A 22522-nucleotide genomic window follows, 5' to 3' on the forward strand; every position below is an offset into this window, starting at 1 on the left:
GAGGTCATGCGGTACGCGTTCAGGCCGAGATTCACGTCCAGGCTGAGACTTAGGTTCAGACTGAGATTCACGTTCAGACTGAGTCTCGGGTGGCTTTTCTCAGTCCGAGCGAGGATCTCAGCCTGAGGAGAAGTCCGGGTGTGCGCCAGGATCTGCGCGGCGCGGGCATCCTGCAGTACTGGTGATCTCAGGCTCAAGTGCAAGATCGCTTTCGGAGTCCGCGCCTCGGCGACCCCCTCGAGGTGCGTGTTCAGACTGAGTCTCGGGTGGCTTTTCTCAGTCTGGGCGAGGATCTCAGTCTGAGCGAAACGCCGGGCATGGGCCTGGAAACGAGCAGGGGACGGGCGAGGCCTGCAGGCCCCCAGGGCACCCGAGCTATGCCGCGACGTACTCCGCGAGGTGCTCGCCCGTGAGGGTGCGCTTCTGCGCCACGAGCTCCGCCGGGGTGCCCTCGAACACGACCCTGCCGCCCTCGTGGCCGGCGCCCGGGCCGATGTCGATGATCCAGTCCGCGTGGGCCATGACGGCCTGGTGATGCTCGATGACGATCACGCTCTTGCCCGCGTCGACCAGGCGGTCGAGCAGGCCGAGCAGCTGCTCGACGTCGGCGAGGTGCAGGCCGGTGGTCGGCTCGTCGAGCACGTAGGTGTCGGCGTCCTCGAGCATGTGGATCGCGAGCTTGAGGCGCTGACGCTCGCCGCCCGACAGCGTGGACAGCGGCTGTCCGAGTGAGAGGTAGCCGAGTCCGACATCGACGAGGCGCTCGAGGATCTTGACGGCCTTGGGCACCCTCGACTCGGAGCGCGCGAAGAACTCGCGCGCCTCGCTCATGCTCAGCGCGAGCACCTCCGCGATGTTCTTGCCGCCCGCGTCTGCCTCGCCGCCGAACGTGTACTCGAGCACCTCGGCGTTGAATCGCTTGCCCTCGCACACCTCGCAGGGGCTCTCCATCGTCGCCATCATGCCGAGATCGGTGAAGATCACCCCGGCGCCCTTGCACTCGGGGCAGGCACCCTCGGAGTTGGCGCTGAACAGGGCGGGCTTGACGCCGTTGGCCTTGGCGAAGGCGGTGCGCACCGGGTCGAGGAGGCCGGTGTAGGTCGCCGGGTTGGAACGCCGGGACCCCTTGATGGCGCCCTGGTCGACCGACACGATCCCGTCGCGGTTCGAGACCGAGCCGTGGATGAGCGAGCTCTTGCCGGAGCCGGCGACTCCCGTGACGACGCAGAGCACGCCGAGCGGGATGTCGACGTCGACGTCCTGCAGATTGTGGGTCGAGGCCCCGCGGACCTCGATGGCCCCGGTCGCGGTGCGCACCGAATCCTTGATGCGGGCGCGGTCGTCGAGGTGCGTGCCGGTGAGGGTGTCCGAGGCGCGGAGCCCGTCGACGGTGCCCTCGAAGCAGACCTCTCCGCCGTTCACCCCCGCGCGCGGTCCGAGGTCGACGACGTGGTCGGCGATCGCGATCATCTCGGGCTTGTGCTCGACCACGAGCACGGTGTTGCCCTTGTCGCGGAGCTTGAGCAGCAGCGTGTTCATGCGCTGGATGTCGTGGGGGTGCAGCCCGATCGATGGCTCGTCGAAGACGTAGGTGGCGTCGGTGAGGCTGGAGCCCAGGTGGCGGATCATCTTGGTGCGCTGGGACTCGCCGCCGGACAGGCTGCCGGTCGCGCGGTCGAGCGACAGGTAGCCGAGCCCGATCTGGACGAACGATTCGAGGGTGTCGACGAGCTTCTCGACCAGCGGGGCGATGCCCGGGTCGTCGATGGTGCGCACCCAGTCGAGCAGGTCGCTGATCTGCATGGCGCAGGCGTCGGCGATCGAGACGCCCGCGATCTTCGAGGAGCGGGCGCTCTCGTTGAGGCGGGTGCCGTCGCAGGCGGGGCAGGCGTGGAACACGATCGCGCGATCGACGAAGGCGCGGATGTGCGGCTGCATGGCCTCACGGTCCTTCGACAGCATCGACTTCTCGATGCGGGTGATGAGGCCCTCGTAGGTGAGGTTGACGCCCTCGACCTTGACCTTGGTCGGTTCGGCGCGCAGCAGCCGATCGAGCTCCTCCGCGCTGTAGTCCTTGATGGGCTTCGACAGGTCGAAGAGATCGCCGAAGATGCGCCCCCACCAGCCGTCCATGCTGTAGCCCGGGATCTTGAGCGCACCGTCGGCGAGCGACTTGTCGGCGTCGTACAGCTCGGACAGCTCGTAGTCGGAGACGGTGCCGCGGCCCTCGCAGCGCGGGCACATGCCGCCGAGCACCTGGAACTCACGGCGCTCCTTCACCTTCTTGCCGTCCTTCTCGAAGGTGACGGCGCCGGCGCCGCTGACCGACGCGACGTTGAAGGAGAAGGCGTTGGGGGAGCCGATCCGCGGCTGGCCGAGCCGGGAGAAGACGATGCGGAGCATCGCGTTGACGTCGGTCGCCGTGCCGACGGTCGAGCGCGGGTTCGCGCCCATGCGCTCCTGGTCGACGAGGATCGCCGTGGTGAGCCCCTCGAGCACGTCGACGTCGGGGCGTGCCTGCGACGACATGAAGCCCTGTACGAACGCGGGGTAGGTCTCGTTGATGAGGCGCTGCGACTCGGCTGCGATGGTGCCGAACACGAGCGAGCTCTTGCCGGAACCGGAGACGCCGGTGAACGCGATCAGCCGGCGCTTGGGCAGCTCGACCGAGACGTTCTTGAGGTTGTTCTCGCGGGCGCCGGAGACCCGGATCACGTCGTGGCCGTCGGCGGGGTGCGGGGGTGTGCAGCTGCGCTCATGCCGAAAGAGTAGCGCGCGGCTCCGGCATCGGGCTTCTCGATTCCTGATCTCGTGCTCGGGTGTCACCCGATCAGCGTCGCGAGCCTCCGGACGGCGAATTCGTAGCCCTGGATCCCGGCGCCCGCGATCACGAACGCCGCGATCGGGGAGACGTACGAGTGGTGTCGGAACTCCTCGCGCGCGTGCACGTTGGAGAGATGCACCTCGGCGACGGGGAGCGCGACGGCCGAGAGCGCGTCGCGGATCGCGACGGAGGTGTGGGTGTACGCGGCCGGGTTGATGAGGATCGCGGCGCAGTCCTCGCGGGCCGACTGGATCGCGTCGACCAGATCGCCCTCGTGGTTGCTCTGCACGGCTCGCACCTCGAGGCCGAGCTCCGAACCTACGGACGAGACGAGCGCCTCGATGCCGGCCAGGGTGTCGTGCCCGTAGACCTCGGGCTCGCGGGTGCCGAGCAGATTCAGGTTCGGCCCGTTCACCAGCAGGATCCGCTTCGACATGCTCGCTCCGTCTCGGGAGCCGTTCGGATGCCGCTCGATCGCGGGTTGCGCTCCCGGCCCCCATCGTATCGTCGCCGCCGCTCGGCGCCCGCTGCGCTACCGTTGTCGGGTGAGCGAGACCCCCAACGAGACCCCGCAGCAGCCCCTCCCGGCGAAGAGCTTCGATCCCCGGACCTTCCGCGAGAAGCCGGTCTCCTTCGTGCGCCGCGGCCGGATGACCCCGTCGCAGGAGCGCGCGTGGGACGAGCTCGGCCCGCGGTTCCTGCTCGAGCTGCCCCGCGACCACGCGGTGACGAGCATCGCGAAGGACGCGAGCCTCGAACCCGCTGCCGTCTACGGGCGGGTGGCGCCGCTGACCGTCGAGGTGGGGTCGGGACAGGGGCACGCGATCGTCCACGCGGCGTCCGAGCACCGGGATCGCGACTATCTCGCGATCGAGGTGTTCCAGGCCGGGCTCGCGCGCACGATGATCCGCGCGGAATGGGCCGACACGACGAACCTGAAGCTGGTCGAGGCGAACGCGCCGGAGGTGCTCGAGCACGCACTGCCCGCGGGCTCGGTCGATGAGATCTGGGTGTTCTTCCCGGACCCCTGGCACAAGGCCCGGCACAACAAGCGCCGCCTCATCTCCGAGGATTTCATGCGCATCGCCGCCCGCGCGTTGCGCCCGGGCGGCCTGCTTCGCCTCGCGACCGACTGGGAGGACTACGCGGAGCAGATGCGCGAGGTCGGCGATGCCGCGTCGGCCGCCTTCGAGCGCGCGTTCGACGGCGACTGGGCACCCCGGTTCGACGGGCGCGTGCTCACCGCGTTCGAGCAGAAGGGGATCGACAAGGGCCGCGAGATCCGCGACCTCGTCTACCGTCGTCGCTGAGCCGGCGCGGCCGTGCTCGGGCGGGCGCCCTCGTGGCGCAGCAGCCGTCGTTTGAGGTCCACGCCGAACAGGTAGCCGCCGGCGCCGCCGTCCCGGCGGAGGATGCGGTGGCACGGGACGACGAGCGCGATGAGGTTGGTGGCGCAGGCCGATGCCGCGGCGCGCACCGCGTTCGGCCGCCCCGCTCGCTCGGCGAGGTCGGTGTACGTGACCTCCGCTCCCGCGGGCACAGCGCGCAGAGCGCGCCGGACGGTGCCGCGGAACGCCGTCTCGGGCTGTTCGGCGGGGATCCCGTCGATCGCGTCGAGTTCGCCCGCAGCATAGGCGCGCAGCGCCTCCGCGATCGGGTGCTCGTCGTGCGACCGGGAGTCGAGCCCGCGGCTCGCCGACTCGGGCGAACTCGCCGCGAGGCGATCCCAGAGGATCCGGTGGCCGGGGTCGAACGCGGTGTCGAACCCGCCCGCCCGGAGGACTCCGTCCTCGGGTGTCCAGATCGCCCGGAACGGGCTTCCGGCGATCGTGACGGTGGCGTGAGCGAGCGGGGCGGCGGTCATGGCCGGTCCTTCCTGGGCGGTTTCGCGTTCGATTCGAGAAAGTCGGCCCAGAGCAACTGGGCGGCGTACCCGCGGAACGGCCGCCAGCGCTCGGCACGCCGGACCGCGGCGCGCGCGCTCTCGACGCCGAGCGCGCGGTGCAGGATCAGGTCGCCGGCGGGGTAGGCATCGGGATCCCCGAGGCTGCGCAGCGCGATGAGCTCGGCCGTCCAGGGACCGATGCCGCGGAGCTCCAGCAGGCGGGACCGTGCTTCCGTTCGGTCGGCGCCCGGCCCCAGATCGAGGCCGCCGGCGATCGCGGCCGCGAGCGTCCGCAGGGTCTCCGCTCGGCTGCGCATGATGCCGAGAGCGGTGCGCAGCTCCTCGAGCGGCGTCTCGGCGATCCGGGCGGGATCCGGTGCGGCGAGGAACCCCTCGGCGCGGGCGAGGGGCCGAGCGTCCGATCGGGCGAAGGCGGTCGCGAGGCGGCCCTGCACGGTGCGGGCTGCGGCGAGGGAGATCTGCTGCCCGAGCACGACGCCGAGCGCGAACTCCGCGGGAGTGCGCGCCCCCGGTGAGCGCAGTCCCGGTCGGGCCGCGATCAGCGGTGCGAGCAGCGGGTCGTCGGAGAATGCGCCGCCCAGCTGGCCGGGGTCCGCATCGAGGTCGAGCAGGCGGCGAAGACTCTCGATGGCCGGGAGCGTGTCGGCGAGCGAGGGCAGTTCGAGTCCGACCGGGATCGTGACGGAGTCGTTCGGGGCGGCGGCGATCCGGTCCCAGTCGATGCGAGCGACGGTCGTGCCCTCGGGCGTATCGATCGCGTGGCGCGTCGGCTCCGCGGGGTCCGCAGGGACCTCGTCGCGGCCGGGGACCGCGTGCGCGGCGAGGTGGGCGCGCACCGGAGCAGCCGCGAACGGCGCCCGCGTGCGGAGCTTGAGCGCGAGCGCGGGACGTTCGTCGGAGGCCGCGGTGCCCGTGGCTCCCGCGGCCGCGGCACGGGTCGAGCCCCGGACGAGCCGGGACGGCGCAACGCCGAACTCCTCGCGCATGGTGTCCCCGAACTGGCGAAGGCTGCCGAACCCCGCCGCGAACGCGACGTCGGCGAGGGGGAGGTCGGTCTGCTCGATGAGGGCTCGCGCCGCGTGGGCCCGCCGCGTGCGGGCGAGCTGGAGCGGGCTCGCGCCGATCTCCTCGACGAGTACCCGGCGGAGATGCCGTTCGCTCACGGCGAGTTCGGATGCGAGCCCGGGGACTCCCGCCTCGTCGACGGCGCCGTCCCTGATCCGTCGAACGGCCCGGGCGGCGAGGTCTCCCCGGGCGTTCCAATCGGGCGACCCGGGGATCGTGTCGGGGCGGCACCGCTTGCACGCCCGGAACCCCGCGGCCACGCACGCGGCTGCGCTGGGGAAGAACCGGCAGTTCTCGGGCTTCGGCTTGCGGGCCGGGCACGACGGTCGGCAGTAGATCCCCGTGCTGGTCACCCCGAGGTAGAGCCTGCCGTCCCAGCGGGCATCCCGTCCGGAGATCGCCCGGTAGCTCGCTGCGAAGTCGAGTCCCGGGATGGGGGGCGTCCGGATGTCGCTCGTCATGCCTCCATTGTGGTCCCGACGCTCGAATCCGACTCGCGGTTTTCGGACATCTCGGTGGGCGGTCGACGGTCGACCGGCTGCCTCACCAGTTCGACCACCAGGGCCGTCGCGAGCACGGCGACGAGGGCCCAGACCACGCCGGAGAAGGAGGCGGGCCTGCTGAGGAACACCAGGAGCACGCCCAGCGCCGCGACGAGGGACAGGATCGCGGGGCGCAGGCGTTCGACCGCCCGGCCGAAGCCGCGAGGGTCGAGGCCAGCCCGATCCCTCGCCGCCCGCAGCGCGCCGAATCCCGCGGCACCCGCCGAACGGGCCCCGACCGCGAGACGCGATCCTCCCGCGATCCAGGCACCCGCCGCGATGCAGGTCGCGAGCGCCACGAGCGCCAGCAGGGAAGCGCGCATGACGAGGGTGAGCTGCTCGAAGAGCGCCTCGGCCGTGGCCGCGGGCATGATCGTGGGGCTCACGGATCCGACGAAGAACTGCCGGCCGATTCCGAGACCCGAGGCGAGCAGCAGCAGCGACGCCGCGAGCGCGGCCCCGGCCCAGGCGATGGCGCGCAGGCGTCCCCGGGCCACGAGCACGCCGAGCGCGAGCAGGCCCAGCGAGAGCCAGGGGAGCCAGTATCCGGCCGCGGTGGAGAGCTGGTACACGGTGCGGACGAGCGCCAGCGAGTCGGACGCGGCGAGGGGGATGCTGCGATGGACCTCGGGAATGGCCGAGGCGAAGCCGAAACCCTGCTGCTGGAGCGAGCGCTTGACCTCGGCGACGACGGAATCGAGCTGCAGCGAGAGGGTCCCGTCGTCGCCGAGGCGGACGGCGCTCGACGGATCGTCCTGGATCACCGCGATGGCTCGGCGGTGTGTTTCGCGGAGCGCGGTGGACCACACCCGTGCGAACTCGGGCGAGCGGACGACACGATCGACCGCGGTCGAGATGAGCGACTCGACCCCCGCCACCGCGGGCGCCTTGAGCAGCGGGAGCGCGGCCTTGGCCTTGGGCGGCAGATCCAACTGCTCGACACCGCCGAGGAGATCGCCGACGAGCCCCTCGACGTCGACGTGCTGCGCGATCGCCTGCTCGGCCTGAGCCGAGATGTAGTCCTGCACCGCGGGCCGGGTCACGACGGGCGCGAAAGTCTCGACGAAGCGATCCGTATCGACGAGTTCGGCGCGCGCCCAGCCCCCGATGAGGGCGACGGGGGCGAGGAGCGCCCCCACGGCGATGAGCGCGATGGCGCCGGCCGCCCGCAGACGGCCGCGTTTCGGAGCAGCGCGGCCGGAACCGTCGCCCGCGCGGACCGCCACGGCTTCGAGCTCGCGGTTGCGGGTCTCCAGTTCGGCGACGCGCTCGCGCAGGGCATCCACTTCGCGGGGTTCGTTCATCGGTGATCCTTCCCTGGAGCGGCGTGCACCGCACGGCTCCATATTGGCAGCGCGGCGAGCCGCGCGGGTGGCGCGTCACCCCGAGAATCGCCCGCCGATGCCCGCCGGTACCCGGAGACCTCCTCGACGCGTCGGCCCTAGGCTGAGGGCATGCATGCAGCAGCGGAGACGACGGCCCGGCGTCGGTTGGCGGTCGAGATCGTCGCGCAGGATCTCGAAGGGGTGCGGATCGCCCTGGACGCGGGCGCGGACCGGGTGGAGCTCTGCGCCGCGCTCGCGACGGGCGGGCTGACGCCGAGCGCCGCGCTGATCGAATCGGCGGCGGATCTGGGACGCGACGCCGGGCGCACGGGATTCGTGCACGTCCTGATCCGATCCCGCCCCGGGGACTTCGTCTACACCCCGGAAGAACTCGCGCTCATGCGCCGCGACGCCGCGCACGCGGTCCGACTCGGCGCGTCCGGCGTGGTGGTCGGCGCGCTCGACCGATCCCGCGCGATCGACCTGGAGGCCGTCGCCGCCTTCCGCGACGCGCTCGGTGCGGCGGAGCTCACCTTCCACCGCGCGCTCGATCTCACCGCCGACCCGGTGGCAGCGCTCACCGACCTGGCCGGGCTCGGGGTCGCGCGCGTGCTGACCTCGGGCGGTGCCGCTCGCGTCTCGGAGGGGCTGCCCATCCTGCGGGCGCTCGCCGCAGCGGGAACGGGCGTGCAGATCATGGCGGGCGGGGGCGCGACGCCGGACGATGCCGCCGCACTGCGCGCTGCGGGCGCGGACGCGCTGCACCTGTCCGCGCGGCGCACCCTGATCGGCGGGCCGACGGGGCCGGGCGGCGGGGACTCGTGCTACGACGGCACCGACGCGAGGATCGTGCGCGCCGCGATCGCAGCGGCGCGCGCCTGATCCCGGGTCAGGCCTCGGCGCGCAGACGCTCGACGATCGCGAGGACCCGACGCGCGCGAGTCTCCTCCCGCTTCGCGTCCGCGACCGCCCGGGCGTCCTCCTTGCGCGCGGTGAACGACTGAGCCTCGAACCGTGCCCGTACCAGGGGATCGGCGGCGAGCGCCGCGGCGAGCTCCGCGGGGATCTGGACCTCGCGCGGCGCCTCGTCGAGGTCGATGCTGACCTCGACCTCGTCCCCGATCTCGACGCCGAGTTCCGCGCGGTTGGCCTTCGAGATGCCGATGAGGTTCTGCCCGCCCATCACGCCGATGCGGAGGCGGACCGTCGCGGCGCCGATGGTGACGCGCACGGCGGCGCGTTTGCCTCCGCCGAGTTCGGCGACCTGCGCGTCGCTGAGCACGATGGCGGTCGCGGGGCCGTGCGGGGCGAGGACGGTGCGGACGGTGAGGGTCATCGCTTCAGTATGCCCCTCGGGCGGGCACAGCGGGAGAGGGGTCCGGTCAGCTGGCGGTCTCCGCGTCGTCCCAGCGGCTCGCGTCGAGCGCGTCGGCCACGGCCTCCCGCGAACCGACGCCGAGCTTCATGAGGATCCGTGCGACGTGGGTCTCGACGGTGCGTCGCGAGTTCTGCAGGCGCTTCGCGATCTGGGTGTTGCTGTAGCCGAGCGAGACGAGCTCTGCGACGTGCTGTTCGCGGACCGTGAGCGCCGGGTGCCTGGGGGTCGGGACGAACATGCCGCGTCGGGCGAGGCGTCGCGCGGTGTCCGCCGCGTCCTCCCGAGCCGGGGCGCGCAGCTGGGCGATGTGCTGTGCCAGCAGGGGGGCGATGGGGGCGGCGAGACCGGAACCGAGCTCGTCGGCCCGGGCGAGCTGGTCCGGCGCGAGCGGCGCTCCTCCGCACAGCTGCGCCGCGTGCAGGGCGCGGAGTTCCATGAGCCCGAATCCGTACTCGCGCGCTCGTCGTGCGATCGCCTCGGCTTCTGCGCGTTCGGTGCCGTCGGGTGCCCAGAGCCGTGCGAGCAGCAGGTGGTATCGGCTGGGGACGTCGAGCAGGCGGCTCGTCCCGGTGGTCCAGCCGGCGATGCGCGCTCGGGTGGCCCTCGCCCCGTCGAGGTCCCCGTTTGCGGCCTGAGCGAGGGCGAGCGAGGCGAGCAGCAGACCCTCCGAGCCGGTGCCCGTGAAGTCGTCCAGTTCCGAGCAGGCGATCGCGAGGTGCTCAGACGCGCGCGCCCAGTCGCCCTGCATGAGTGCCAGCAGGCCCCGTCCGAAGGAGACGACCGTCTCCCGGAGGCGCGGGCCGCCCGCGCCGCGGGCGATCGCCTGCTCCATCGCCCCGTAGATGAATACCGCCTCTCGGCTGTGTCCGGAGAACACGTCGACGAGGCACCAGACGCCGATGATCTCGCCGGCGGCGAGGGGGTAGTCGGCCGCGGCCTGCACGGCGAAGCGGAGCTGCTGCCGGGCGATCTGCCGGGCCTGCCGCGTCTCGCCCCGCTGGCCGTGCAGCAGGATCGCGGTCGGGGCGAAGGGGAGGAACCCCGGGGTGCCCGCCGTCGCGTCGGACAGGCGCCGTTCGAGTTCGGCGGCCGCGACCATCTCGCCTCCGTAGCAGAGCGCGATTCCCCGCTGCGCCTCCACGCGGATCGCCGCCGCCGCGGCCGCTTCGGACGGACCCTCGGCGCCGAGCCGATCCGCCCAGCCGAGTGCGACGATCGCGTCCTCCCAGCGTCCGGCCATCAGCACCGCCGCATCGGCGAAGGCGATGGCGAGGTCCGCGGCCAGCCGCGTGCGTTCGGCGCCGGCCGGCATCGTCTCGATGAGGGCTCGCGCGGCGGCCTCGTCGGCGGTCACGGCCTCGGGGTCGCCGAGGTACCGGAACGCCTCGAGCCGGTTGACGAGCGCGGCGATCCGGAGCGGCGGGTCGAGTCCGGGCCGCCGGAGCAGCGCGGAGGCGATACGCACCCGGAACTCGTGGTCGACGAGCGGGCTGGCGAACCGGAAGGCCGGCTCGAGGAGTTCGAGCGGAACCTCGCGGTCGCCGTGCAGCCCCCAGTCGACGACCGTCAGCAGATCCTCGGTCGGAATCGTCCCGCCCCCGGTGGTGCGCTCGAGATCCTCCGTGATGAGCGGCTCGACGGCCCGATCGTAGAGTGCGCGGTACTGCTGCCTGATGCGCACCGGGTTGAGCATCGTCTCCGCGGTCTCGCCGTAGATCGGGTGGGCGAGCTCCAGCACGGGTCTCCCGTCGGCCCGGTAGACGATCCGCACGACCTCCTTCTCCAGGAGGCGTTCGAGGGGGTCGGGCGGGATCGAGGCGTCGAGGAGGTGGAGCGGCGCGGGCGAGCAGAGCGCCGCGGTCTCGAACGCCGTCCGCTCGTCGCTCGGCAGACGGCCGATCTCGGCACGCAGCACGTCGTGCAGGGAGGTACCGGCCGGCAGCGACCCTGGCCACACCCGCAGGCCGTGGCGGTCCTCGAGCGCCCCCGCCCGTTCGAGCGCGCCGATGAGCTCGGCGAGGAAGAGCGGGTTCCCGCCCGTCGACTGGTGCAGGCGGGATATCGTGTCGGGCGCGAACGGCCGCCCCGGGAGCATCGCGGCCGAGAACTCCGCGGTCTCGGACGGCGTCAGCTCGGGCACTTCGATCCGGCGCAGCTCGCCGTCGCGCCAGGCGCGCGCGAGCAGGGCGGACGGCCCTGGAACGCTCCGGCAGGTGAGGAGCACGCGCACTTCGGGGAGCGCCAGCAGGAGATCGGTGACCGCCTCGCTCATCGGGTCGAGCTGGGGGGTGTCGTCGATGAGGATGATCAGGGGCGCCCCTTCGCACCGCCCGTGCAGGCGTGCACGAGGGCTCGTGCGACCTCCTCGGGAGTGTCACCGGCCGGGCCTCGCAGGGAGCGGAGGGCCGGGGCGAACACCGCGAGCGGCGTGCGCTGCGTCGCGGTCGTCGCGGCGAACCGTGCGATGCGCGTGTTCGGCCGGTCTTCGAGGAAGCCGAGCGCCGCCTCCCTGGCGAGGCGGGTCTTCCCGGAGCCTGCGGTTCCGATCAGGATCGCGCTCGCCCCGTCGGGCGCCAGCGCCGCCCGCGTGTCCGCCAAAGGGCGCTGCGTCCCCAGAACGGTGCCGAATGCGGTGAAACGGGCACGGGTTCGGGGCGCGGAGACGAACCGGCCACTCGCCCGACCGAGTACTCCGACACCATCCCGCACCACCCGCCTGAGGACCCGGTGAGCGGCACTGCCCGCGGATCGACGGCTCAATGGTACGTCCGAAACATGACAATTCATGTGAATCGTTGAGTAGCCATGACCCCCGTCCGGCCACCCGGTCACGCGGGGCCGGTCAGCTCGATCGGCGACGCCCCCGTGCCGCCGCGGACAGCAGGGCGAGACCGCCGAGCAGGACGGCCGTCGCGCCCAGCAGCGCGGCGGTGGGCACCGGCGCTCCGGTCGTCGCGAGACCATCGCGCTGCGGGCCGCCGGCGGGGGCGGCCGTCTCGGCGGCCGCCCCGCCGACACCGGTGCCTCCGTGCGATCCGTCGCTCCCGCTCCCGCTCCCGGCGGAACCGTCGCCGCCGCTGCCGTGCGTGCCGTCGCTGCCGGCCGATGCGCTCGCCGTCGCACCGGCAGCGGACGAGGCGTCCGAGTCGGACCCCGCGACGACCGTGAGCTCGGCCAGATCCGAGACCGCGGTGCCGAAGGGGTTCTCGAAGACGGCGCGGAAGAGCGTCCCGGAATCCGTGGGGCCGAACTCCGACTCGAAGACGGTGCTGGTCGCCCCCGGGACCACGGCCCAGTTCTCGCCGTCGTCGGAGCTGCGCTCCCAGCGCACCGAAAGCGGGGCGGAGCCCGTCGCGGCGGACTCGAAGACGGCACGGCCGCCCGCGGGGATGCTGCGGTCCTCAGGATGCGCGATCACGCTCGGCGCCACACCGCGAACGGTGAGCGTGGCCGCTCGAGTGGTCCAGCTCGCCGCACCCGCGGTGAACACGGCCCGGAACTGCGCGCCGGAATCGGCGAGCTCCGCGCGCGGCAGCGTGTAGTGCTCGGCGGAGGACCCGGCGATCGGGGCCCACGGCGCGCTCTCGCCGCTGCGCCGTTCCCAGCGCACCCCGTCGGCGGCGATCCCCGAGATCCCCGCGGTGAAGGTGGCGTCGTCCCCGTCGGTGACGACGATGCTCTGGGGACTCGTCAGCCGCACGGCCGGTTCGATCCGGGTCAGGCGGCTGCCGATCGCCGACGTCGTGTACACCGCGTGGGTCTTCGGGTTCGCAGCGATGAAGAACGCGCCGTCGACCCCGTCGACCCGCTGCGCGAGTTCGCCCGTGCTGCGATCGAGCACGCCGACGGTGCCGGTGAAGGGCGCGGTGATGAACATCGCGCCGAGGCCGGGGTCCTCGTCCTGGAAGTAGGTGTTCGCGAGCGGGATGGAGGCCGAGGCGACACCCGAGCCCGTGTCGAGCACGGTCGCGGCGGACTCGCCCTGGAGCGCGATCACCGCGCGGTTTCCGGAGGACGTGAGTGCGATCTTGTGGGGGAACCGACCCGTGGGCCACAGCGCGCGGCTCCCGCCCGTGCTCGCATCGATCGCCTGCACCGCGCCCGCGTTGTAGCCGGCTGCGTACACGGTCCTTCCGTCCGCGGAGACGGTGAGGCTGTCGACCCAGGACGGCGAGACGAGGGTCTGGAGCGCCACCGGGGCGGTCGGAACGCTCAGATCGAAGACGCGGATGCCACCCGGGTTCGCGAAGCTCGACACGTACAATCGCGAGCCGTCCGGTGAGATCGCGAGGCCCGCGGGCGAGACCCCGGCGGGCAGCACCGTCGGCGTGCCGGTCGCGCCGGGGGCGATCACCGCGATCGAACCCGGCGCGTTGTTGCCGCCGTAGAGCGTGACGTAGACGACTCCGCTCGGGCCCACGAGCACCTGATACGGCTGCTCGGGGAGCGCCACGGTCCGCAGGGTGTCGAGGCTCGCGCCGTCGACGACCCGGAGCAGGCCCGCCGAGCGGGACGCGACGTAGACGAGGTCGCGGTCCGGATCGACGGCGATGCCCTCGTTGGCCCGGCCGATGTCCGCGGACCCGGTGACCTCGTACTGCGGCGGGTGCGCCGGGCCGGTGGGCGCGGCGTTCGCCGCTGCGGCGCCCGGTGCGAACGCGGCCGCAGCGAGGACGGAAATAAGCCCGAGCGCGGCGGTTCGCGCGCGGGCACGGCGGAAGAGGTTCCGGGGCATGGCGGGGTCCTTCGGAGAGCGACGATGGGCGATCGGGCTCGAGCCGAACCGGCAACCGCTGGAAGACGATAACAAACCCGGCCGGGATCCATTCCCGGCCGGGCGCGTCGGAAGCCCCGCTCCCGGCTACCGGAGGTCGTCCGCGCCGGGCACGACGACCGCGTACAGGTCGCCGATCGTGGCGAGCGCCGAGCGGTGGAGCTGCGCCGCCGGGACGTCGCCGTAGGGCGTCGGCAGCGATCGGGTCGCGGTCGCGCTCGCGACCACCGTCGGGCGGTTGCCGCGCAGGAACGCCCCCTCGGCGGTGAAGGTGACGCACATGTGGGTCATGAACCCCGCGATGACGATCTCTTCCCGGCCCGCGGCATCGACCAGATCGCCGAGTTCCGTGCCCACGAACGCGTTCGGCGCGTGCTTCACGACGATCGGTTCGCCGTCGAGGGGAGCGACGGCGGGGTGGATCGCCCCGCTCTCACCGCTGATGTCGTAGGGGGTTCCGGGGCCGTCGTCGTGGACCACGTGGATCACGGCGGCCCCCGCGGCCCGTGCGCGCGCCAGGAGGTCCGCCGCCGCCTCGAGCGCCGGAGCCCAGCCCTCGAGCTCCATCACCCCGGTCGTGTAGGTGTTCTGGAAGTCGATGAGGACCAGGGTGGATTCGGCGAGCGAGGCCGGCTGCTGGGGGAGTCCGCTGAGGGATCGGAGCGTGGGGGAGGCGGTCACGGTGGGCCTTTCTTCGTGGAGTATCTGCTGTCGTCCAGTATTCGTGAGCTGAAATAGCATGAACAGGTGAAATCGGGTCACTTCGCGCGCGAAGCGGCCGAACCTCCGAGGAGTCCCATGCCCGTACCGTCGGTCGCCGTCGTCGCCTTCGACGGCATCAGCCCGTTCCACCTGGCCGTGCCGTCCCTGGTGCTCGGGCCCGAGAGCCCGCCGGGCGAAGCGGAGCCCTGGACGATCGAGGTCTGCGCGGAACGTCCCGGTCCGCTGCGGACCTCGGCGGGCTACGAGATCGTGGTCCCGCGCGGGCTCGAAGCGACGGCCGTGGCCGATATCGTCATCGTGCCCTGGTGGGGCGATCCCTCGACACCCGCGCCCGTGCCGGTCGTGGCCGCGATTCGCGCGGCGCATCTGCGCGGTGCCACGATCGTGGGCCTGTGCCTCGGCGTGTTCCCGGTCGCCGACGCCGGAATCCTCGACGGGATGGGCGCGACCACGCACTGGAAGTGGACCGAGACCTTCCGCCGGCGCTTCCCGGGAGTCCGGCTCGATCCGGCGGCGCTCTACGTCGACGCGGGGACCGTCCTGACCGGGGCCGGGGCCAGCGCGGGGATCGACACCTGCCTCCACCTGCTCGCCTCGCGGGTCGGGCAGAGCGCCGCGAACCGGGTGGCGCGGCGCATCGTCGCGTCGCCGCACCGCCGTGGCGGGCAGGCGCAGTTCATCGAGCAGCCGGCGGTGTCGGCGTCCGACGACCCGGTGGGGCGCGCCTGCGAATGGGCGCTCGCCCACCTCGACGGACCGCTGCCGATCGACGAGCTGGCTGCGCGGGCGCACCTGAGCCGCAGCACCTTCACGCGCGCGTTCCGGCGTCGGACCGGCAGCTCGGTGGCCCGGTGGGTCGTGCAGCAGCGCGTGTCGCGGGCTCGGGAACTCCTCGAGCGCACCGATCTCGCCGTCGAGGCCATCGCCGATGCCTGCGGCTTCAGCGGGGCGGCGATCCTGCGCGAGCACTTCCGTGCCGAGATGGATACGACCCCCGCGAGCTACCGCGACGCGTTCCGGGCAGGCGCCTCGGGCTGAGCGTCCGGAGTGTCCCGGGGGCTCGCTGTGATCGTGCACGAAAAAGCCGGGTCGATCCGCATTTCTGCGGATCGACCCGGCTCCTGTCTTCGTGCCCCCGGAGAGATTCGAACTCCCGACCTACGGTACCGGAAACCGGCGCTCTATCCCCTGAGCTACGGAGGCGACTCCGCAAGCCTAGCGCACTTCTCGGGGCTCGCGCGCGCCGGTCGTCCGGCGGCCGGTAGGATCGGTGCTTGTGACGCCACAGGAACTTGCCACCGCCATCGCCCGGATCCTCACCGACCTCATCGCCGCGCGCGGCGCCGAGATCCCGGTGACCGAAGCGGACACGCAGGTGGAGCGACCGAAGAGCCGAGAGCACGGCGACTGGGCGTCGAACGCCGCGATGAAGTTCGCAAAGCGGATCGGCACCAACCCGCGCGAGCTCGCAACCGAGATCGCCCAGCGCATCTCGGAGATCGACGGCGTCGCCGCGGCGGACGTGGCCGGCCCCGGCTTCATCAACATCACCCTCGACGCGGCGAGCGCGGGCGAGACCGCCCGCCGCGTCGTCGAGCTGGGCGAGGCCTACGGGCGCGGCGAGGCGCTCGCCGGGCAGAAGATCAACCTCGAGTTCGTGAGCGCGAACCCGACGGGTCCGCTGCACCTGGGCCACACGCGCTGGGCGGCGCTCGGCGACTCGATCTCGCGCGTGCTGCGCGCCGCGGGCGCCGAGGTCACGAACGAGTACTACATCAACGACGCCGGCGCCCAGATGAACAAGTTCGGCCGCTCGGTGCTGGCCGCTGCGCTCGGCGAGCCCGCCCCCGAGGACGCCTACCCGGGCGCCTACATCCAGTCGCTCGGCGCGCACGTGCTCGCCCAGCAGCCCGATCTCGCCGAGATCGCCGCGCAGGATCGCGATCGCGCGCTCGAGCTCGCGCAGGAGCTCGGCTACCAGCAGCAGCTCGCCGAGATCAAGGATTCGCTGGAGCGCTTCAACGTGCACTTCGACGTGTTCTTCTCGGAGCGCTCGCTGCACGCACCGGGCGAGAACGGCGAGAAGAGCCCCATCGATGCGGCCGTCGACCGCCTGCGCGAGCAGGGGCACGTCTTCGAAGCGGACGACGCGATCTGGGTCCGGACGACCGATTTCGGCGACGACAAGGATCGCGTGTTCACTCGCGGCAACGGCATCTACACCTACTTCGCTGCCGACGCGGCCTACTACCTGACGAAGAAGGACCGCGGCTTCGGCGAGAAGATCTACCTGCTCGGCGCCGACCACCACGGCTACATCGGTCGTCTCACGGCGATCGCCGGTGCCGCGGGCGACGACATCGAGACCGACATCACGGTGCTCATCGGCCAGCTCGTCAACCTCAACGGCGCCCGCCTCTCGAAGCGCGCCGGCAATATCGTCGAACTCGACGACCTCCTCGAGTGGCTCGGCTCCGACGCGCTGCGCTACTGGCTCGCCCGCTACCCGGCCGATTCGCCGCTCGCGCTCGACGGCGAGAAGCTGCGGAGCCGGACGAACGACAACCCGGTCTTCTACGTGCAGTACGCGCACGCCCGCACCTGCGCGGTCGACCGCAATGCGGCCGCGGCGGGCATCGACCGCAGCGCGTTCACGCCCGAGCTGCTCACGCACCAGACCGAGACCGAGCTGCTCGGCAAGTTGCAGGAGTATCCCGGGATCGTCGCGGGCGCCGCCGAGCTGCGGGAGCCGCACCGCATCGCGCGCTACCTCGAGGAGCTCGCGGCCGCGTTCCACCGCTGGTACGACAACTGCCGCGTGATCCCGCTGGGCGACGCCCCGGTGGAGGACCTGCACCGCACGCGCCTGTGGCTGAACGACGCCGCCGGCCAGGTGCTGCGCAACGGCCTCGACCTGATCGGCGTCTCGGCGCCCGAGCGCCTCTGAGTCGCGGCCGATGACCGAGCAGCGGGAACGCCGGCCGCGCTGGTGGCTGAGGATCCTCTGGGTCGTCGTGATCCTCGCGGTGCTCGCGGGCGCGGGCGAGATCGCGCTGCGGGCGATCCTGCCCGGAGCGATCTCGGCGGCGGTGCGGCAGCCGCTCGAGCTGTCGGGCGACCACCCGGTCGACGTGCAGCTCGGCGGTTCGGTACTGCTGCACACGGTCACGGGCAGGCTGGGCGACGTCACGGTCACCGTGCCGGACGCCCCGCTCGTCGACGGGCTGCAGGGTGACCTCACCGTGCACGCGGACTCCGCGCCGTTCAGCCTCGTCTCGGGTTCCGGCGAGGTGCAGGGCGCCACGGCGTCGATCACAGTGCCGAAGGACCGGATCGACCAGACCATCTCGCTGCTCACGAAGGGCATCGCGCAGACCGGCACGGTGCGCGAGGGCGCGCTCGACGTCGGCCGCAGCATGGAGATCTTCGGGCAGAAGGTGTCGCTCTCCGCGACGCTGAAGCTCGGGGTCGAGCAGGGCGACGTGAGGATCACGCCGGAGGGCGTGAAGGCGGCCGGTTTCGACCTCACCGCGAAGCAGATCGACTCCTTCGGCGGACCCGCGGTGCGGGCCCTGACCCAGCCGCAGACGGTCTGCGTCCGCGACCAGCTGCCCCGGGGGATCGAGCTGACCGGCATCGAGCTCTCCTCGACCGGTTCCGTGCGAGTCGACGCGAAGATCTCGCCGACCCTCGTCAGCGATCCGAAGCAGCGCGAGAAGGGCAGCTGCGGCTGACCGGAGCCGCGCTCAGCGGTCGAGAGCGCGCAACGCGATCCACGCGGTCGCGCGGTCGTCGGCGTGGTCCATCGAGAGCCCCGTCAGTTCCTCGACCCGCCGCAGGCGGGAGACGAGGGTCTGCCGATGGATCCCCAGCAGCTGGGCGCTCGCCCGATGCCGGCCGTTCTCGGCGAGGAACGCCCGCAGGGTGGCGGTGAGCTCGCCGTGCGCGCCCGCGGCGTCGCGCAGCGGGTCGAGCGCGCGGGCGAGCTCGGCCCGCGGCTCCGCGGCGAGGGACCCGAGCACCAGCTCCACCGAGGCGAGCCTCGCGTAGTGGACCACCGTGCGGGATTCGTCGAGCGCGGTGTCGAGCGCCTGACCCGCCTGCGCCGCGCCCCGGGCCAGCGCATCGGCGGGGGACGGCGTGCCGATGCCGAGGTGCAGGCGCTGCCCCGATACCGGGGTGAGCTCGTCGACCCGCTTCGCGAGTTCGTCGACGAGGTCGTCGCGCACGAACCCGAGCACGCGGCCCTGCGAGGCGGCGAAGACGTGCTCGGCGCCGAGCTCGTCGAACCAGCGGCGCAGCAGGCGCTCGGCGTCGATGGTGCGGGTGCGCGCCCCGAGGGCGAACGCGGTGAGGCTGCGGTCGTGCACGCCCCAGCGGCGCAGCAGCTCGAGCGCGGGTGCGCCGCCGGCGAGGATCGTGCGCAGGAGCGACTCGCGCCCGAGGTGCTCGGTGACCGTGGGGTCGTGGGAACGGAGCAGCAGGTCGAAGAGGGCTGCGGCGAGCGAGGCGAGGTCCCGTGAGCGGCTGACCGTGCCGGAACGGGTCGAGATCACGAGGTATCCGGCGAGGTCCCGGTCGGATCCCACCTGGTGGAGCTGCAGGCCCTCGTGCCGCACCCGGACCGGACGGCCGAGTGCGACGGCGGTCGCGTCGGAGACGTGCAGGCGCCCGGCTCCGGCGCTCGTGATCAGCTGGCCCTGGGCGTCGAGCAGCACGGCCCAGCCGTCGATGCGGTGCGCGAGCTCCGCGATCGCGGCCGTCGCTCCGCCGCGTCGGGCGGCCTGGGTGAGCACCTTCATGCCCGCGGCGACGAGCCGATCCGACGCGGCGAGATCGTCGGCGAGGAGGGCCGTGAGCGTTGCGTGCAGGGCGACGCCGCCGAGTGCGCACCGCAGGATCGCGGTGGCTTCGTGCGCGGCCAGCCGCTCGCGCAGCGCGGGATCGTCGGCATCCGTCACGAGGACGGCCCGAGAGAGGGCGTCGGCCTCCGGCCCGCCGGCGTCCAATCGGTCGAGGAGCGCCCCGGGATCGCCCGTCACCAGCGTCGCGTACGCGGGGTGCCCGACCACGACGACCTCGTCGAACCGTGCGACGCCGTCGACCGGCGTGCGCTCGGACAGACGCTGCGGGACGCAGGTCCCGCCGGCGGCCCGGGCGATGGCTGAAAGGGTGAGCGGCACGCCTCGAATGTACCAAATGCTGCGTTGGTCCTCGCCGATCCATCATTCGGTGCAGTGACACGGCGCTCGCTCCCTCCGTAGCATCTCCTCAGTCGCCAGTCCGGCCCCGGCCGCGACGGCGAGATCGATCCAGTGCAGCCGCCGACGAAGGAGTGCAAGATGCAGGCCGTGGTGTTCCGAGATACCGATACCCGCGTGGAAGTGGTCGACGCCGACCTGGCCGCGCCGAAAGCTGGGGAGGTGCGCGTGAAGATCGCCGCCGCGGGCGTCTGCCACTCCGACCTGCACGTGAAGCGCGGCGAGTGGGACGCGCCCGCTCCCATGGTGATGGGGCACGAGGGGTCCGGCGTCGTGACCGAGCTCGGCGAGGAGTGACCTCGCTCGCGGTCGGCGATCACGTCGTGCTGAGCTGGGTGCCCCCGTGCGGCGAGTGCCGCTACTGCCTGCAGGGCCACGAGGCGCGCTGCCAGAAGGTCGTCGAGGTCAACAACACGCACGGTTCCCTGTTCGACGGGACCTCGCGGCTGAGCAACGCCGTGACCGGCGAGCCGCTGCACCACTACCTCAGCGTGTCCTCGTTCGCCGAAGAGGTCGTGGTCCCGGTCTCCGGCGCGATCAAGGTGCGCGACGACGCCCCGCTCGACGTCATCGCCGTGGTCGGCTGCGCCGTCGCCACGGGCGTCGGCGCGGTGCTCAACACCGCGGCGGTCGAGCCCGGGTCCACGGTCGCGGTGATCGGCTGCGGCGGCGTCGGGCTCAACGTGGTCCAGGGCGCGAAGCTCGCCGGCGCCGAGCGCATCATCGCGATCGACGTCGTCCCGGAGAAGACCGCGATGGCGCTCCAGTTCGGTGCGACCGACCGCATCGACGCCTCGCAGCGCGACGCCGTCGAGCAGCTCTTCGAGCTCGTGCCCGACGGCGTCGACTACGCGTTCGACGCGATCGGCCGCACCTCCACCACGGAGCAGTCGATCCGCATGCTCGGTCTCGGCGGTGCCGCCGTGATCGTCGGCCTGCCTCCGACGGGCGCCACGGCCTCGTTCGAACCGCTCGTGCTCGCCGAGGCCGATCAGCGGATCCTCGGCTCCAACTACGGCTCGGTGCGCCCCTCGATCGACATCCCCGCGCTCGTCGACCGGTACATGGACGGGCAGCTGAAGCTCGATCCGCTCATCTCGGGGCGACGCCCGCTCGCCGAAGCCGCCGAGGCGCTCGACGACCTCGAGGCCGGCGGCGTGCTGCGCACCCTGCTGATCCCCTGAGCCACGCGTCACCCGAGCCACTCGAAGGAGAGTCCACCACCATGTCCACCACCACCTCACAGCAGCCGGTCGATGCCGGCCTGCGACACGGAGTGATGTCGGGGCCAGAGCTCGCCGCTCAGGCCATCGCCAACATCGCCCCGAGCGCGGTGATCGCGTTCACCGCCGCCTCGATCTTCATCGGGGCCGGCAACGGCACGATGCTGTCGTTCCTGCTCGCCACCATCGTGATCGTCTGCGTCGGCTACTGCGTCGCGGTCTTCGCCAAGAGGAACGCGTCCGCTGGATCCCTGTACACGTATGTCGCGAAGGGCCTCGGCCCGACCGGCGCCTACACCGCGGGCGTCGCGCTGATCATCGGCTGCTGGGGCATCGCGGCAGGCTCGCTCGGCGGCGCCGTGTCGTACATGTCCGATCTGCTCCGCCTGCTGGGCGTCCCCGCCTCGGGGGTCGTCTGGCTCATCGCGCTCGCGATCGTGATCGGCGGTCTCGCCACCTTCTTCACGATCCGCGGCATCCGTATCTCGGCGCGCGTCTCGCTCGTGCTCGAGCTCGTGTCGGTCGCGATCATCATGATCCTGCTCGTCACGGCGCTCGTCGTGCTCGGCCCCGACGCCTGGGACCCCGCGCAGTTCAGCTTCGAGGGCGTGCCGTTCCAGGGCGTCGCCGCCGGAATGGTGCTCGGCATCCTCGGCTTCGTCGGCTTCTCATCGGCGGACGCGCTGGGCCGGGAGGCGAAGAACCCCTACACCGCGATCCCGCGCGCGATCATGTGGAGCGCCGTCGTGGTCGGCGTGCTCTACGTGTTCGCCGCCTACACGCAGATCGCCGTGCTCGGCGACGACCTCGCCACCGCGGCGAGCCCGCTGCAGGCGATCTCCGAGAAGATCGGGATGCCCGGCTGGTTCACCCCGCTGCTCACCTTCGGCGTCGCGGCCTCGTTCTTCGCCGTGGTCGTCGCCCCGCTCAACGTGGTCGGCCGCATCGTCTACGTCATGGGCAAGGAGGGCGTCGTGCCCGAGCGCTTCGGCCGCACTCACGACACCCACCTCACTCCGCACCGCGTACTGCTCATCGCCGGCCCCGCCGCGATCGTGCTCGACGTGATCCTCCTCGCCTGCGGCGTGCAGCCGATGGACATCACCGTGTGGGTCGACACCTACGGCACCTACGGCTACATGGTCGCGTATGCGCTCGTCGCCATCGCCTGCGTCGCATACGTCCGCCGCGAGCGGATGCGCAGCGCGCTCGTCACCCTGTGCGCGGCGATCGCCGTGATCGCCATGGTCTACGTGTTCCTCGCGAACGTGTTCCCCGTGCCGGCGTTCCCGCTCAACGTGATCCCGTACCTCTTCCTCGCGACGATGATCGCGGCGCTGGCCTGGTTCCTGCGCCTGCGGAAGCAGGATCCCGAGGTGCTCGACCGGATCGGGAACACCGAGACCGACATGCTGGAGGGCGTGGGCTGAGTCAGACCACGCTTCCGCCGAGGCGCGGATCCGCGACCCGTCCGTCCCACCGCTGCTCGGGGGCGTACAGG

At 72.2% G+C, this 22522-nt stretch carries 18 protein-coding genes, 1 tRNA gene and 1 pseudogene; 8 read left to right on the forward strand and 12 right to left on the reverse strand.

What is annotated here, in order from left to right; all coding sequences use genetic code 11:
• Window positions 1-375: 375 nt before the first annotated feature.
• Window positions 376-2715: an ATP-binding cassette domain-containing protein gene (locus AB3K78_RS03280; RefSeq protein WP_416446151.1), complete on the reverse strand. Its 2340-nt coding sequence runs from the start codon at window positions 2713-2715 to the stop codon at window positions 376-378.
• A gap of 107 nt (window positions 2716-2822) precedes the next feature.
• Window positions 2823-3260, reverse strand: coding sequence for a type II 3-dehydroquinate dehydratase (gene aroQ, locus AB3K78_RS03285; protein ID WP_416446153.1), 438 nt, complete (start codon window positions 3258-3260; stop codon window positions 2823-2825).
• A 109-nt stretch (window positions 3261-3369) separates the two neighbouring features.
• Between aroQ and trmB the strand changes: the two genes are divergently transcribed.
• Window positions 3370-4134, forward strand: a complete 765-nt coding sequence (gene trmB / locus AB3K78_RS03290; RefSeq protein WP_416446155.1) for a tRNA (guanosine(46)-N7)-methyltransferase TrmB — start codon at window positions 3370-3372, stop codon at window positions 4132-4134.
• Here trmB and AB3K78_RS03295 read toward each other — a convergent pair.
• From AB3K78_RS03295 to AB3K78_RS03305, 3 genes are read right to left on the reverse strand one after another with little or no spacing between them, the layout of a single operon-like run.
• Window positions 4119-4688 carry a methylated-DNA--[protein]-cysteine S-methyltransferase gene (locus AB3K78_RS03295; RefSeq protein ID WP_416446157.1) on the reverse strand — a complete coding sequence of 190 codons (570 nt, stop codon included), beginning with the start codon at window positions 4686-4688 and terminating at the stop codon, window positions 4119-4121. The genes trmB and AB3K78_RS03295 overlap by 16 nt on opposite strands.
• Window positions 4685-6256 carry an Ada metal-binding domain-containing protein gene (locus tag AB3K78_RS03300; RefSeq protein WP_416446159.1) on the reverse strand — a complete coding sequence of 524 codons (1572 nt, stop codon included), beginning with the start codon at window positions 6254-6256 and terminating at the stop codon, window positions 4685-4687. The genes AB3K78_RS03295 and AB3K78_RS03300 overlap by 4 nt, the downstream gene beginning before the upstream one ends.
• The gene (locus AB3K78_RS03305; RefSeq protein WP_416446161.1) at window positions 6253-7641 is read right to left on the reverse strand and encodes a hypothetical protein; all 1389 of its coding nucleotides are present in this window, start codon (window positions 7639-7641) and stop codon (window positions 6253-6255) included. Before AB3K78_RS03305 ends, AB3K78_RS03300 begins: the two co-directional genes overlap by 4 nt.
• 150 nt (window positions 7642-7791) lie before the next feature.
• On the opposite strand from AB3K78_RS03305, the gene AB3K78_RS03310 reads away from it, so the two are divergent.
• Window positions 7792-8544, forward strand: a complete 753-nt coding sequence (locus AB3K78_RS03310; protein WP_416446163.1) for a copper homeostasis protein CutC — start codon at window positions 7792-7794, stop codon at window positions 8542-8544.
• Window positions 8545-8551: 7 nt separating this feature from the next.
• On the opposite strand, the gene AB3K78_RS03315 is transcribed toward AB3K78_RS03310, so the two are convergent.
• The 5 genes from AB3K78_RS03315 to AB3K78_RS03335 all read right to left on the reverse strand — a co-directional run bounded on the left by AB3K78_RS03315 (window position 8552) and on the right by AB3K78_RS03335 (window position 14495).
• Window positions 8552-8998, reverse strand: a complete 447-nt coding sequence (locus tag AB3K78_RS03315; protein ID WP_416446165.1) for a YdeI/OmpD-associated family protein — start codon at window positions 8996-8998, stop codon at window positions 8552-8554.
• A 46-nt stretch (window positions 8999-9044) separates the two neighbouring features.
• Complete coding sequence (locus AB3K78_RS03320; RefSeq protein ID WP_416446167.1) at window positions 9045-11312, reverse strand: LuxR C-terminal-related transcriptional regulator; 2268 nt, start codon at window positions 11310-11312, stop codon at window positions 9045-9047.
• Between the two features lie 35 nt (window positions 11313-11347).
• Entirely contained in the window at window positions 11348-11638 is a 291-nt protein-coding gene (locus AB3K78_RS03325; protein ID WP_416446169.1) for a hypothetical protein, read from the reverse strand.
• Window positions 11639-11882: 244 nt separating this feature from the next.
• A complete protein-coding gene (locus AB3K78_RS03330) occupies window positions 11883-13775 on the reverse strand; it encodes a YncE family protein (RefSeq protein WP_416446171.1) in 1893 nt (630 codons plus the stop codon).
• A gap of 126 nt (window positions 13776-13901) precedes the next feature.
• Window positions 13902-14495: a cysteine hydrolase family protein gene (locus AB3K78_RS03335; RefSeq protein ID WP_416446173.1), complete on the reverse strand. Its 594-nt coding sequence runs from the start codon at window positions 14493-14495 to the stop codon at window positions 13902-13904.
• A gap of 117 nt (window positions 14496-14612) precedes the next feature.
• Here AB3K78_RS03335 and AB3K78_RS03340 point away from each other — a divergent pair, with 117 nt between their 5' ends.
• Entirely contained in the window at window positions 14613-15575 is a 963-nt protein-coding gene (locus AB3K78_RS03340) for a GlxA family transcriptional regulator (protein WP_416446175.1), read from the forward strand.
• 92 nt (window positions 15576-15667) lie between these two features.
• Here AB3K78_RS03340 and AB3K78_RS03345 read toward each other — a convergent pair.
• Window positions 15668-15740 (reverse strand) — tRNA-Arg (locus AB3K78_RS03345).
• Between the two features lie 73 nt (window positions 15741-15813).
• On the opposite strand from AB3K78_RS03345, the gene argS reads away from it, so the two are divergent.
• Both argS and AB3K78_RS03355 read left to right on the forward strand, forming a co-directional pair.
• Entirely contained in the window at window positions 15814-17484 is a 1671-nt protein-coding gene (gene argS / locus AB3K78_RS03350) for an arginine--tRNA ligase (protein WP_416446177.1), read from the forward strand.
• A 10-nt stretch (window positions 17485-17494) separates the two neighbouring features.
• Window positions 17495-18271 (forward strand): DUF2993 domain-containing protein, encoded by a 777-nt coding sequence (locus AB3K78_RS03355; protein ID WP_416446179.1) that lies wholly within the window; start codon window positions 17495-17497, stop codon window positions 18269-18271.
• Window positions 18272-18283: 12 nt separating this feature from the next.
• On the opposite strand, the gene AB3K78_RS03360 is transcribed toward AB3K78_RS03355, so the two are convergent.
• The gene (locus AB3K78_RS03360) at window positions 18284-19720 is read right to left on the reverse strand and encodes a PucR family transcriptional regulator (protein WP_416446181.1); all 1437 of its coding nucleotides are present in this window, start codon (window positions 19718-19720) and stop codon (window positions 18284-18286) included.
• Window positions 19721-19879: 159 nt separating this feature from the next.
• Between AB3K78_RS03360 and AB3K78_RS03365 the strand changes: the two are divergent.
• The 3 genes and pseudogenes from AB3K78_RS03365 to AB3K78_RS03375 form a co-directional block, all read left to right on the forward strand.
• Window positions 19880-20286 (forward strand): annotated as a pseudogene (locus tag AB3K78_RS03365) (alcohol dehydrogenase catalytic domain-containing protein); the annotation flags it as partial.
• 195 nt (window positions 20287-20481) lie between these two features.
• Window positions 20482-20982 (forward strand): zinc-binding dehydrogenase, encoded by a 501-nt coding sequence (locus AB3K78_RS03370; RefSeq protein WP_416447294.1) that lies wholly within the window; start codon window positions 20482-20484, stop codon window positions 20980-20982.
• A gap of 41 nt (window positions 20983-21023) precedes the next feature.
• Window positions 21024-22451 carry an APC family permease gene (locus AB3K78_RS03375; protein WP_416446183.1) on the forward strand — a complete coding sequence of 476 codons (1428 nt, stop codon included), beginning with the start codon at window positions 21024-21026 and terminating at the stop codon, window positions 22449-22451.
• Window positions 22452-22522: the final 71 nt, after the last annotated feature.

Origin of the sequence: Leucobacter sp. HNU (assembly GCF_047946755.1) — a bacterium.
Taxonomy (GTDB): domain Bacteria; phylum Actinomycetota; class Actinomycetes; order Actinomycetales; family Microbacteriaceae; genus Leucobacter.